Origin of the sequence: Lysinibacillus sp. BS3 (assembly GCF_039614735.1) — a bacterium.
Lineage (GTDB): Bacteria > Bacillota > Bacilli > Bacillales_A > Planococcaceae > Lysinibacillus > Lysinibacillus capsici.
Genome location: NZ_CP154860.1, coordinates 4125882 through 4139504, shown reverse-complemented (window position 1 = coordinate 4139504; position 13623 = coordinate 4125882). Strand labels below are relative to the sequence as shown.

The following is a 13623-nucleotide window of genomic DNA, read 5'->3' as shown; positions in this document are numbered from 1 at the left end:
ACTATGATATTGATTTTAATTTCATTAACTTAAAGCCTACATAATTGTTTTGAGCCACCTCATTACAATGTTTTGTGTAATAATCAAATCCTCCTAGATAGATTAAAAAACTTCGAGGTTTGCCCTCAATATTGGCTCCCGTATACCAGGAATCACCTTTGACGTAGAGTGTTGCATTAGCGACATCTCGACAATGTGTGCTCCAAGCTTCCTCTGCTTCTATTGTTGGTTCCACAAGATCAATGTCATGCTCACGCAAATAATGCATGCACTCGGCAATCCATTCGACATGCTGCTCAATAGCAATCGGCATGTTCACGAGAACAGAAGGGCTTTCTGGTCCCGTAATCATAAATAAATTAGGAAAACCTGCTGTTGTGAGTCCAAGATAGGTTTGAACAGCTGCCCCATCCTTCCACTTCTCTTTTAATGACACGCCATTCCTTCCTCGGATATCAATCTTAAATAATGGCCCTGTCATGCCATCATAGCCTGTCGCAAAAATGATGATCTCTAAATCAAAATGGTTATCCGCCGTTTGAATACCTTCTCCTGTTATTTTTTGAATAGGTGATTCTTTGACATCAACCAGTAAAACATTCTCCCTATTATAGGTTTCAAAATAATCGCTATCTAAAACCTGTCTTTTCGTGCCATACATATACTTAGGACATAGTTTTTCTGCAACCACAGGATCTTTCACAATCTGTCGTATTTTGGAGCGAATAAATTCTGCCGCTTTTTCATTGGACTGTTCATTCGTTAACAAGTCATGATAAGTAGCTGAGAAGGCAAAGCCACCTTGTGCCCAAGCTTTCTCAAAAACCGCCTGCCTCTTATCATCAGGTTCTTCCATTGCAGATTGCTGATTTTGTGCAAAAGGTGTACCTGAAACCGAATTTCTCATGGAACGTTTTATCGCTTCAAAATTTTTCTTCGTTTCTTTGATAAAGTCCTCTTCATATGCATGGTTACGAGCGGGAATCGTATATTGTGGAGTGCGTTGAAACACCGTTAACTGCTCTGCTTCTTTTGCAATAACAGGTATTGCCTGAATCCCGCTTGAGCCTGTCCCAATAATTCCTACACGCTTCCCAGTAAAATCAACCTTTTCATGTGGCCAATGCCCCGTGTGATACCATTTTCCGTTAAATTGTTGCAACCCTTGGATGTTAGGAACATTTGCTGCAGATAGACAGCCTATTCCTGTAATAAAGTACCTTGTTAAAATGTACTGCCCATCGTTTAGATGAATCATCCATTTATGTCGTTTTTCATCAAAATGAGCTGCAGTGACTCTTGTGTTAAATTGGATATCTGATCGCAATTGAAAACGATCGGCTACGTAATTTAAGTAGCGTAATATTTCCGCTTGCTCTGGAAATCTAGATGTCCAAGTCCATTCTTCATATAATTCTTTTGAAAATGTGTAGTTATAATAGATGCTTTCAATATCACATCTAGCACCAGGATAACGATTCCAATACCAAACACCACCTACACCATCTCCAGCCTCGTATACAATGGTTGAAAAGCCTTTACTTCTCAACTGATGTAGCATATATAGACCTGCAAACCCAGCACCTAGAACAACTGCATCCACCTCTTTAATTGTTTGACTACTCACCTGTTGCTCCTCCTTACGCCAAAATAGAGAAATATGGCTTTACTTAGCTTAAATACTACAACTTACAGAAAATATTGAAAATTCCTTATTTCAAGCGTAGTATATACTTAAAAAAGGGGATAGGTCATGTCCAATCTTTATACCATTCAAAAACGTTTCGACACAGTAAAAAGTTATGCCAACCATGAAGAGCTGTTGATACACATTTTGCAGGTATATTTAGATGCTTTTCCTATCAAGGATGCCTATTTATTGAGGTATTCTCCAATAGGCTTTGTAGCAGAAGGAATCATTTTTTTAAATGAATCGGGTGGTAGTCATATCGGTGAGATTCGTGAGGAGATTCGTAGCTTCCCTATTATTTATGCTGCTATTGAAGATAAGAAGGCTAAATTTTGCACAGGAATGGACTATTTAAAAAATATCAGTATGAAATATTCTATTCCCTCGCAAAATAATACATTTTTAATTGTCCCTATTTTCATTGGGTCATATGTTTTTGGCTATATTTGTAGTACTCAATTAGAAGAGGAAATCGATATAAATGATAAGCTGTTAGATGACATGACCACCTTTGGAAACATGATTGGACAGCTTATCATACAAGCTAGAAATAGCAAAAAAGAGGGCTTTCTGAGCAAGCGTGAATTAGAGGTAATGAGACAGGTAGCGCAGGGAGATAGTACAAAGGAAATAGCAGATGTTATGCAATTAAGTGAATTAACCATTACACAATATGTAAAATCTGCTATCAAAAAATTGCGTGCCAAAAATCGCTCTCATGCCATTAGCATTCTTTATCAAGAAGGAATCATTCTTTAAAAAATCAGGGGAGCACGCTACTCCCCTTTTTTAGTAACCCACAATTGTCTTCGCTTTAACAATTTTATTACGCCCAGTAGGCCTTCATTAAATCTATTGACCACGCTGGCTGTTTAACATCCTCTTTAGGTAAAAATTCTTTCATTACAGGCTTTATATCTAGTATAGGTGTGCCATCTATGGCGTCTAGCCCTTGAACGATTAATCCTCTTGATTTGACCTCTAACAAGGCAACGATTGTACTTCCTAATTTATTGGGTCTATTTTTACCTCTTTGTGCGAAAATGCCAACCTCTGGATAATCATGATTATTTCTCGGATGTCTTGCCTCATATTGAATTTGATCGTCTGTAACCTTATCAAAATAAAAAATAATCTCTAGATGAGAAAAATCTTCTATTCCTTTTAAGGACGCCTCTTGGATATAATCAGCAAGTTCAATAGTTGAAATAATCTCTCCCCAATGATCATCTTTTAACATTTGCCGATTATTACGAACGGTAGCGATTGATTGAATAGTATATTGCATGTCTTTTATCCCCCATCTTTTCGAATATCTACTATATGTCCTTTCATTTCAGTATAGACTAAATGGACAGAAAAAAAGATGATTAACGATGTTAATCACCTGACGTGCCATAATCCTTAATGGAAACATTCACTTCACATGTAATAGGAACCTCACTAAACGTTTGATCCCATTCTTTTTTTCTTTTTTGCCATACTTTCGGGTAATCGATTCTTAGTTTATTGCCAAACCCAGAAACATCTGTTTGAAATTCATGTTGCGTTTTATCTAGTGCTTTCCTCACTAATCGCTCTATCTCTTTTTCAAATACTTTCTCTGCTTTTTTCAAAAATTGATTGTCAAATGCTTTATCGGAGAGAACCCAATGTTCAGCAATTCTTCCCTCTGATTGAATTTTTATCGTAAAGGAGATTTGATCCCCTTTTACATGTGGAATAATTTTACTTTTAGCTGAAATAATTTCATACACAATAGGTGCTCCTGACTCCTCATCAAAGCCTTTGACAAGGCCACCTTTCGCATCGCCAGACATCCATGCAATTCCTTCTAGGTCACTCTCATTTAAAAATCCTCTTAGCTTTTTGGTTTTTCCTTCAATGATAGCAGCGCCTGCAAATTTTACTTCTCCATTTTCCGTACTCACATTTTGCAATAAAAAGCTAGAGTCTGAATACAGCTTCCCCTCTAGTTTGGCTACGGTCATCGGAGGTAAAATTTTAGTCGTCCTTTCATGTCCCTCCATCATTTCTACTAATTGAAAGGCAGGAATTTTAGTTGGTTCATTTGTTTCAAGTGCCTGACTTGCCTGATCCTGAGCAATAAAGAGCAGTCCACTCGGCCGTATTTCTAATTCTCTTAGAAAAAAATCCAACGTTTGTTGAAGATTGATAGTACTAGCTAATTCCTCACCGATAATAATTACTTTGGAATGTTCAGCAAAGGAACGTTTATCAACCTTTAACAGCATATTTCGTAAAGTTGGTAACACCGCATCACCTGTCTCAGAAACATTTTTATACGCTTTTTCTGGCAATGCTCCCTCTTTTGTTCCAGAAACCGTAGTCTCTGACGTAACAAATTGATTGGTAATTGTTAGCAACTGTCTGTTTGCATACCTAGCATCTTGTTGCTCTTCAGAGGAAACATCACCCGTTTCTAAATCCAATGATGTACCTACAATAAGGCCTAAATCCTCAATCTCTTTACTACTCCAACATCCAGTAAGAAGTAAGGTTACCGTTGCAACTAGAAGTAAACGTACACAACACTGTATTCGCTTCATGCTTTCTTTCCTTTCAATTTCGAAATAAGGAGTAAGGTTATCGGTACTACACCAAATAAAATTAATGCAGCATGACCAATCTTATCGCCAAATGTAAATAGATCGTTAATATTTTTAGGTGTCATCGCAATAATGTAAATAATCGGAAGTAGCCCATATAAGAAGGGATGCATATTTTTCTTAAACAGTTGGGCTAATCCTAAAGTAGCGGCATAATAAGTAATCGTAAAGGTAGCAAAGATTTGCATAATCCAAATTACAAGAAGAAATGACTCAAAGCGTTCAAAAATTAAACCAGGGATTTCAAAACTTCGCATTAATTCAATTGTTGGCCAAGTCCTTGTCAAAACCCCCTCAATGGATAGAGCACCAATGACCATCACAACCGTGATGACATAAAAGAGCAAAGGTATGGCTATACCCGCCAGTACAACCTTTACGGCCTTTGATTTATCTGAGGGGTACATAAATGCCACAAGTAGTAACATAATTTCAGGCCCTAAAAATGCCAGTGTCGCTGTTTTTATTCCCTTTAACATCGGAACAACGCCCAGACCGAGTACTGGTCTCAAATTATCGATTTCAAAAATCCCTAAACTTAAAAAGGCCACAAGTAAAAAAATAACAAAGGTAATAGGAAAAATGATTTCAAATAAACGAGCGATTGTGTTGATGCCACCGCTTATTAAGTAAAGTCCAACCCATAAAAAAGGCAAAATAATCGCCCAAGTGGGGGTTCCTTCTAATAAGAAGAGAGAAGTTACTTCAGCCATGATGCGAACTTCAAAGGCAGAAATGGTAAAAAAGTAGGCAATTACACACGCACTTATAAACCAGCCTAACCACTTCCCTATGATATCTTGATTATATTGATAAAATGTTTTGTCAGGGTATTGCTGGCTTAGCTTCACAATGATTACACCTGCAATCATTGCAACGACTCCACCTAAAAATACACTAATCCAAACATCTGGCGTTTTTACTTTTTCTACAGATGCACGAGGTAAAGTAAGAATCCCAGTGGCAAGAATATAGTTAATAATAATAACAACTGCTTGTGACGTCGTTATTTTATCTTTCATACTGCTGTTCATGGCTGTTTTGCTCCCTTTCTCTTATTCCCCTTTGCGGACCGAATCTTTTGGCTTTAACAATCTAGGACGATGCTTCATCATCTTTAAGGGCATTCGCACCATAAAATCTTTCCAATCACCTGCTCGATACGGAATAGTTGGGCTCAAATATGATACACCGAAGCTCTTTAGCTTTACCAAATGACTGCAAAGGAATAAGAAAAATAGAATGATGCCATATAGTCCAAATAAAGCTGCGGAAAACATCGCCACAAAACGTAGCATTCTTAGCGTGATACCAGCATTATATTGAGGGATAGCAAAAGAGGAAATTGCTGTTAATGCAACCACAATGACCATGATTGGACTAACAATTCCTGCCTGTACGGCGGCTTCTCCAATAACAAGCCCTCCAACGATCCCCATTGTCGGACCAATCGGCTTCGGTAGACGAAGTCCTGCTTCTCGTAATATCTCAATAGCGACTTCCATAATGAGGGCTTCAATCAATGCTGGAAACGGTACCCCCTGCCTTGTTGCCATCATGGACAGCGCTAGTTTAGTGGGAATTAAACCTTGATGAAACGATACAAAAGCAATGTACAGGGATGGGGCAAATAAAGAGATGCCTGCAGCAAAATAGCGAAGCAAGCGAATAAGTGAGCTCGATAACCAACGTTCATAGTAATCCTCTGGTGATTGCAGTAGCATATTAAACGTGACTGGCACAATTAATGCAAAGGGAGTTCCATCTAAAAGAATTGCGACTCGTCCCTCTAGTAAAGCAGCAATAACCCGATCAGGACGCTCGGTACTCTGCACTTGCGAAAATGGGCTGAGGTAATCATCCTCAATCAATTGCTCAATATATCCTGATTCAGCAACATCATCCAAATGGATTGTTTCAATTCGTTCCTTCACCTCTTTGACAAGATTAGGCTGCACAATTTCATCTATATAGGCTAAAACCAACTCTTTTTTCGTACGTTCGCCTACTTCCATCTCGATAATCGATAAATTTCGATTCTCACCATGCTGTCTTAATAAAGAGGTATTCACACTTAATTTTTCCGTGAAGCCCACTCTTGGTCCACGTACCATTGCTTCAGAAACAGGCTCCTCAAGATTTCGAGTTTTGCCATGTGCCGTACCAATGATAAATACATTCTGTATGCCATCCACAATTAATACAGTGGAACCAGTTAATACTTTCCCAACAGCTTTCATGACTTTCGATTCCTCTAGCAGTTCACTCACTGGTAGGATTTCATTTCTAATTGATTGTTGTAATTCATGACCTCTTAAAACAGACGACTTTTTTGTATGTCCATTCATTAATGATTTCAAAATATGTTTGTCAATTAATTCTTTATCGCATAATCCTTTAAGAAAAACGATCGCTGCACGATTATCCGTATTTCCTATTTGAAATTCTCTAAAATGAATATCCCAATTATGGCCAAGTTCTTTCCTCATTTGTAAAAGATCTTTATTAAAATCTCCTGTAAATTGCTCTAACGTTTTTTGAATAGGTATGTGTACCATCTCAACTTGTTCACTATTTTCTTTCATCTCAATTTTGCCATTGCTCTTATTAACAAATAAAAAAACATGGAACAATTTATAAATTAAATATGGAATAAAAAACGCTAAAAAGCCTTGTAAAAAAACTTGCCAATGTGGCATGTAGGAAATCACCTTTTCCCACATATTGATCACCCTCTTTAGTACACTTGTACAGAGTATCCCTACATGTTTTTATCTTTATCTAAGCAGCAGTATTTTAAACTTCCAATCCTCAACATTCTTTCATAATAAGACACTAACATTCGGTGACCATAACAAAACCAGCCTTAAATGAGTACTGGTACTTATAAAAGCAATCTTTAGCTTATGGTATACTAGCTACTATGAAAAATTAGAAGGTGAAATTTATGCTAGAAGTCAGTGAAAGTAAATTAACACAATATAGTCTGCATTTTTTGAGTGAGACGCTTATTTTAGGAGAAGAAGTTTTTACACAACCTGAGGTCATATTAGAAGCAGCCTTTACACAGCTCGCTTTTAGTAAAATTGATGTGGAACAGCAATATGAATTTTTCCATGAAAGCAATATTGCACTCAATGAAGTTTTTACGTATTCAAGAGCTATTTTCGAACAGGGAAGTAACTTCCTAGAACACTCACAAAATATTGCCAAACACTTACATAGTGTGTCACAGCATCCTAACATCAAAAGCGGAGAACTGTTTATTGGCCTTTTTGAAAATTGTTATCTATTAAATGAGGCTAAAAAGATTATCGCTATTGTCAAAATTGATGAAAAAGAAATGTTTTTAGATGTGAAAAATGAACACAATCAAATGATCGTGAACGGCGTGGATGGCATTAACGTTAAGAAAATTAATAATATGGCTATTATTGTTGATATGGGACCAGATCAATCTCCTGCCGTGTATATTAAAACAAAACGTAAAGAAGATATTGTTTATTGGCAAGAACGATTTTTAAAAATTAAGGCAGCGGATGAACATTATTATAAAACCAATTTAGCATTAACAGAATGTAAAAAATTCATTTTAAAGGAAGAAAATTATACAAGCACAGAAAAACTTGGGCTCTTGAATAAAACACTGGATTACTTTAGAAATGAAGAGGAGTTTCAAGTAAATCATTATATTGAAACTGTTTTTGAGCAAGCGGACACTACTCAAAAAGATATCATCATTAATTCGGTCAAACCCTATGAGACTATCATTTCTGATAGTGCGCTAGAAAAAGCTGAAAAGAAATACAAACGTAAAATCAAACTGGATTCCAATATTGAAATCCAAGTAAATATTCAACATATCGACCAAATAGATGAATTAATTGAAGTTGGCTATGATGAGGCAACGAATCGCAAATTTTATAAAATCTATTTCCAGGATGAACAGTAGAAGAGCTTGGATTAAACGGATGCAAGTTATCTTATGAGATTAAGCATTAGAATGACAGCGTCTCTCCTAAAATCTTCAATAAGGAGAAAAAGAGCTTAAAACAGTATCAGCTGCAATAATGCCTTAGTTCGTGCCCATGAATTTTCTCTGGAAGCGCACTAATCCTTGAAAATCTTTGCTTCGATAATCAACCCTTTGCATGGTCTGTGCTGTAAATAATAGCTATTTTTCAAAGACTACAGATACTAAAACAGTGAGTCTTATCATGAATCCTCCACTCTTTAATTTCTTAAAATTTTTTTCAAAAAGTTAAAACTTTTTCAATTGGTAAAACGTCTAATAATTGGTAACAGAAGTTAACCTAAAGGAGAATTGATAAATATGAAAAAACCTGCTAAAAAAACATGGCTATTAGCTTCAGCATTAACACTTGGGATGGCTGTATTAACACCGCTTCAAGCTGGTGCAACAGCTGTTGATACAACAAATAATGTAACGATTCAAATAGAACAAAAAATAACAGGTACCATTAAATATTTTGATGGTAGCAGCATTACCCTTAAAGGAACAGATGGAAAAAACTACTACATCGGTTTACACAATTTCTCAGATAAACAAATTGAGCAGTTAAAGCTAGCAGAGGGGCAAGAAATTTTAGTTGAGGGTAGTATTGTGAAAGATTACTCAGATTTCTTTACCTTTGCCGTCTATAAAAAAAGCTTACCTAAAGAAGTAACAAAAGAAGAATTAGTCCAACTAGAGAAACTCTTTTCTGACATGAAAAAGGCTGAAAAAGAAGAGAATTATGAGGAAATGGAACGAATCTATGAGGCGATGGATAACATCACAAGACCTTACGAATTAGCAAATTGGCAACCTGAGCCTTTTGAAGAATTTATTAATGAAGCTGCATTCGCTGAAAAAAATATTGTTATCAAAGCACAAGATAAAGAACAGCTAAAAACACTTTATAGTAACTGGATTAAGTATGTAAAAGAAAATAAAACGGATGAGGCATCAGAAAACATTGATAAAATTTTCACTATTCTTGAACCTTATTACCAAGAATTATATCCACCTTTAACTTTTGAAGAGTATATGGCGGATATGAACGTCGATTTAACAAAAGAGGAACTTGCAAAACTTAAAACAATCTATGAAGAGGCACAAAAAGCTGAAAAAGATAAAGACGAAGAATTGTCCATGAAGAAATGGGATGAATTCTATGAAATACTTCGCCCACACTTTAAACCAGTTCCCTTCGAGGAATATATGGCAGATATCGAATTCAGCATTAGTAATGCAGATTACGCAAAATTAAAACAACACTATGAAGAAGCAGTTGCCCTTGAACAAAAGGGTGAAGATGAAAAAGCTGGCGAGCAATGGGAAGCCTTTTATAAAGTTTTAGACCCTTACTACGAAGCGAACAGAGAAATTCTTATCTCACCATCTAAATTAACATTTAACGGTCAAGATTTTACGCCAGAGCCAGAAACAAATTAAATAAAATTTCAAGGGCCCTCCTATTGGTTTTAGGAGTGGCCCTTTTTGAAGTGACAATTTTGTCATGTTATCCCGGAAATAGTCATGTTAATCGATGGTTTACCCTTATTTTTCTTGTTACAGTAAACCATGTTGTCACAAGCACATTACGTTCTAAGGAGAAAAACAACATGACATTATTCATGAAGAAATCGGTGATGATGACAGTAATGTTACTATTTTTTACGTTCACACCCGGATTTGGACACGCAGCATCAAATAATACAATTAGTAAAATTGATCAGTTTATTAAGGAGCAGCAAACCATTAGTAAAATCCCAGGAATTTCAGTAATTATTGTTGATAAAGGGAAAACCGTCTATCAACGGGGCTTTGGCTTTGCAGATACGAAAACAAAAACGCCTGTTACCTCTGATACTCTTTTTGAGTTGGGCTCCACGTCTAAGGCATTTACAGGACTCGCTATTTTACAATTAGAAAAACAAGGTTTGTTAAAACGATCAGATGATGTCCGAAAGTATATCCCTTGGTTATCATTAACCTATAAAGGCGAGGATAAGGCTGTGACAATACAGCAGCTATTGTCTCATACTAGCGGAATTCCCTCAAATTCCATTACTCAAATCCCAGAAAGCACAGCGGATAATGCCCTTGAATTAACAGTTAAAACACTGCTGGATCAATCACTAAATCGTCAACCAGGGAGTTCTTTTGAATATGCAACCATCAACTATGATGTCTTAGGCCTCGTCATTGAACAAGTTACAAAACAGCCATTCGATCAGTATATTCAACAGAAAATTTTACAACCTGTTGGTATGCATCAATCTTTTGTAGGAATTCACCAAGTACATTCCACACATATGGCTTCTGGCTATAAAATAGGTCTAATGAGAGAGCAGCGATACATACCACCTATCTATCGTGGCAATATCCCCGCTGGTTATATCATCAGTAACGCTAATGATATAGCCAGATGGTTAAAATTACAGGTAGGAAACAGTGATATCTATTCAATCAGTAACAATTTAATTCAAGAATCGCATACTCCAGATCTAACAGTGGAGCCTTTTGATACGAATACTTACTATGCAAACGGTTGGGCAGTTGTGAAAAAGGACACAAAGTCATATATCTACCATGCTGGTGAGAATCCAACCTTTTCCTCGTATTTCATTTTGCAACCTGACGAACAAATCGGCGTGGCTATTTTAGCCAATATGAATACAAGCTCTACAACAGCGATTGGACAAGGTGTCATGGATTTATGGGAGGGCAAAACGATTGACATGCAACATATCAGCAGCTATCAAAAGCTAGATAAAATTGTAACAATCATATGTGCTATCATCATAGCAATCAGCATTATTTTCTGTTATCTATTCGTTCAAAATATACGCAACCTTTATAAAAAACAACGTAGTATGGCAAATCTAAATTACAAAAGAATATTGTTATTATCTGCCCATACTATACTTGTGGCGACAATGCTGACAGCACTATTTATCACGCCTAACATAGTACTTGGCGGCTTAAATTGGACATTTATTAAAGTTTGGGCACCAACTTCTATTACATTCCTGTTGTATAGCTCCATTTCGGCCAGTCTTCTATATTTATTATTAGGCTTTATGATGATTGGTACTAAAAGGAAGAATTAAAAATTTAATAGCTTAAAAGATATTTAGCTACAATTAATAGCTCTATTTTGACTGAACACTGCGTAATATGAGCTAATGGTAAAGATGCTGACCTATATCATTCATTGCTAACACATCCATCTTTGAAGGTAAGAATTGATTCCTTCAGCCCTTTGAAAACAAGTTGTAGGAACAGACCATATCATTTTAGAGAAATATTAATACTTGGGAGCGGAACAAGCTCTTTCCGCTCTAATGTTTTTTCGTCAACAATTCTTATAGTTGGCGTAATGATTAGCGTTCGAATATCAGAATCAGGTATAAAAACCTCAACATAACCATTTACTCGCCCAGAACCGCTTTTAATAGTTGTTGTTCCTACATTTTCATATACATTTCCAAGATTATCTTTTATGTCTACCATTAAAAATTCTGTCTCCCAATCAAGATTTCCCTCAAAATAAAGAGTGGTTATATATTTTCCCTCTGTTATTTGATTATAAAATAACTGGTATTGATCATTACCAAATGGTATATTTACTTTTCTTGAATAGGCTCGGGTTGGTGTAAGTTCTAACTGAAAGTCCCAAGCTCCTTCTACAAGAGTCGTATTTTCCATACCTATAAAATCTTGAGGACGCCATTGAACATTTACCTTTTCACCAATTACTTTGTCTGAAATTCTCGCTGTAAACATACCAATCCAAGTAGCCTCATTCTTTTTAACGATTTGATGACTAAGTACGTCTAACTTGTTTCCGTTGACTTCTAAATCGCCCTTCCAAAATAGAGGGGGTTCATCTATCGATTGTTCGTGTTTCATTTCATAACTAACCGATACAATCGTTCCATCGAAAAAAGCCTCAGCTAATTCAATGGAGGTTCCGTTACTTTCGTCTATTTGATTGATGGTTGATGCATTATCACTAAATACTTGTAATTGGGGATTATCATTGCTATTTAATAGTTGCTGTACAATTGGTACTCGATTAGCCACTACAGGTAGCCAAATGCTGCTACTAGCAAAAATAAATGTGAGCATGGCGACAATACTAACCCACTTCCATTTTTTAAATACATACTTCTTGGTTGAAGATGACCGTAAAACACTTTTTTCAATATTAATCTTTTCCCAATCAGATAATTCAATTGGTTCAATCTCTTCAATATCTATTTCGATGAAGTCCTTTTCGTTCATTTAGATACCTCCCAGCTCTTCTGTTAACTTTAACTTACCTCGATATAAACGATTTTCTACAGCTGATTTAGATAGACCAAATATCTCAGCGATTTCTCCGTTGGAATATCCTAAGTAGTATTTCAAGAGAAAAATTTCCTGATCGTTTTTACTTAAATTTAAAATACTGATAAATAGTTGCTCTTTTTGTACTTTTTGTTCGACGATTCTTTCTGGTAGATCCTTGCTATTTGAAATTGATGAAAGTAACTCGACTGTTTTAGGCTTATTTTGAAGGCTTCTATATGTATCAATCGCTTTATATTTTGCAATAACGCCAATCCATTTTTTAAAATCAATCTCATCGCCAGTAAATTGAATACTCTTTTGCCAAATGGTTAGAAAAACATCGTTGATACATTCTTCAATAGCTGTTTGATTGGGCTGTAACACTTTCACTACAATGGCTTTAACATAACCTCCATATTTGTTAATCACTTCTCTTAAAGCTTGTTCATCCTTTTTTTGTAGCTGATTAATTAATGAATACACGAAGTTAGAAAACCTCCTTTCCTTTCTTCTCTACAAGTAATAACGAGCAAATGAAAGAAAACTCTCACATTATTTAAATAAAAAAACAAATGATTCCTTTCCGCAACACATTGTAGCTAAAAATAGAAACGGAAAAACATAGACTTACTGTTTCAAACCCGCTCCATCATCATGCATCAAAAAATTATTTTTTATCTTATGGACTGGATTGACAACTAATCATCAGGCTGTAACAAGCGCCTTTGAGTTTCATCCTATCAAGGGTTTAGTGATACTCATCCTTCACCCAAAATTCTCTTTAAAATTACCTAAATACGATTCATTAGACGAATACCCTTTTCTCTTTCAACGGCATTCATACAATAAACTGAAGAAAGGAGAGATCTTGATGGGATACTTTGGAAACATGGGTAATTTCAATTGTTGTTATGGAGGCTATGGTAATGACTATAGCGGCGGTTATAGTATGGGTTGTT

At 36.0% G+C, this 13623-nt stretch carries 11 protein-coding genes; 4 read left to right on the top strand and 7 right to left on the bottom strand.

Translation table 11 applies throughout. From position 1 onward, the window contains the following. Window position 1: 1 nt before the first annotated feature. Window positions 2-1627, bottom strand: coding sequence for an NAD(P)/FAD-dependent oxidoreductase (locus AAJG31_RS20620; RefSeq protein ID WP_279495635.1), 1626 nt, complete (start codon window positions 1625-1627; stop codon window positions 2-4). Window positions 1628-1753: 126 nt separating this feature from the next. Between AAJG31_RS20620 and AAJG31_RS20615 the strand changes: the two genes are divergently transcribed. Continuing rightward, the gene (locus tag AAJG31_RS20615; protein WP_279495636.1) at window positions 1754-2449 is read left to right on the top strand and encodes a helix-turn-helix transcriptional regulator; all 696 of its coding nucleotides are present in this window, start codon (window positions 1754-1756) and stop codon (window positions 2447-2449) included. 67 nt (window positions 2450-2516) lie between these two features. On the opposite strand, the gene AAJG31_RS20610 is transcribed toward AAJG31_RS20615, so the two are convergent. The 4 genes from AAJG31_RS20610 to AAJG31_RS20595 form a co-directional block, all read right to left on the bottom strand. Then, a complete protein-coding gene (locus AAJG31_RS20610) occupies window positions 2517-2978 on the bottom strand; it encodes an SAM-dependent methyltransferase (protein ID WP_279495637.1) in 462 nt (153 codons plus the stop codon). 91 nt (window positions 2979-3069) lie between these two features. Next, window positions 3070-4260, bottom strand: a complete 1191-nt coding sequence (locus AAJG31_RS20605) for a Ger(x)C family spore germination protein (protein WP_279495638.1) — start codon at window positions 4258-4260, stop codon at window positions 3070-3072. Next, window positions 4257-5354 (bottom strand): spore germination protein, encoded by a 1098-nt coding sequence (locus tag AAJG31_RS20600; RefSeq protein WP_048395089.1) that lies wholly within the window; start codon window positions 5352-5354, stop codon window positions 4257-4259. The genes AAJG31_RS20605 and AAJG31_RS20600 overlap by 4 nt, the downstream gene beginning before the upstream one ends. A gap of 21 nt (window positions 5355-5375) precedes the next feature. Then, on the bottom strand, window positions 5376-7043 hold the full coding sequence (locus AAJG31_RS20595) for a spore germination protein (RefSeq protein WP_269897600.1): 1668 nt from the start codon (window positions 7041-7043) through the stop codon (window positions 5376-5378). 224 nt (window positions 7044-7267) lie between these two features. Between AAJG31_RS20595 and AAJG31_RS20590 the strand changes: the two genes are divergently transcribed. The 3 genes from AAJG31_RS20590 to AAJG31_RS20580 all read left to right on the top strand — a co-directional run bounded on the left by AAJG31_RS20590 (window position 7268) and on the right by AAJG31_RS20580 (window position 11439). Then, a complete protein-coding gene (locus tag AAJG31_RS20590) occupies window positions 7268-8272 on the top strand; it encodes a hypothetical protein (RefSeq protein WP_279495639.1) in 1005 nt (334 codons plus the stop codon). A 381-nt stretch (window positions 8273-8653) separates the two neighbouring features. Further along, window positions 8654-9778 carry a hypothetical protein gene (locus tag AAJG31_RS20585; protein ID WP_048395081.1) on the top strand — a complete coding sequence of 375 codons (1125 nt, stop codon included), beginning with the start codon at window positions 8654-8656 and terminating at the stop codon, window positions 9776-9778. A gap of 170 nt (window positions 9779-9948) precedes the next feature. Continuing rightward, window positions 9949-11439 carry a serine hydrolase gene (locus tag AAJG31_RS20580; RefSeq protein WP_279495640.1) on the top strand — a complete coding sequence of 497 codons (1491 nt, stop codon included), beginning with the start codon at window positions 9949-9951 and terminating at the stop codon, window positions 11437-11439. Window positions 11440-11620: 181 nt separating this feature from the next. Here the strand turns inward: AAJG31_RS20580 and AAJG31_RS20575 are convergent, their stop codons facing one another. Both AAJG31_RS20575 and AAJG31_RS20570 read right to left on the bottom strand, forming a co-directional pair. Continuing rightward, the gene (locus AAJG31_RS20575; RefSeq protein ID WP_279495641.1) at window positions 11621-12616 is read right to left on the bottom strand and encodes a DUF4179 domain-containing protein; all 996 of its coding nucleotides are present in this window, start codon (window positions 12614-12616) and stop codon (window positions 11621-11623) included. After that, on the bottom strand, window positions 12617-13147 hold the full coding sequence (locus tag AAJG31_RS20570; RefSeq protein WP_048395075.1) for a sigma-70 family RNA polymerase sigma factor: 531 nt from the start codon (window positions 13145-13147) through the stop codon (window positions 12617-12619). Between the last annotated feature and the right edge of the window lie 476 nt (window positions 13148-13623).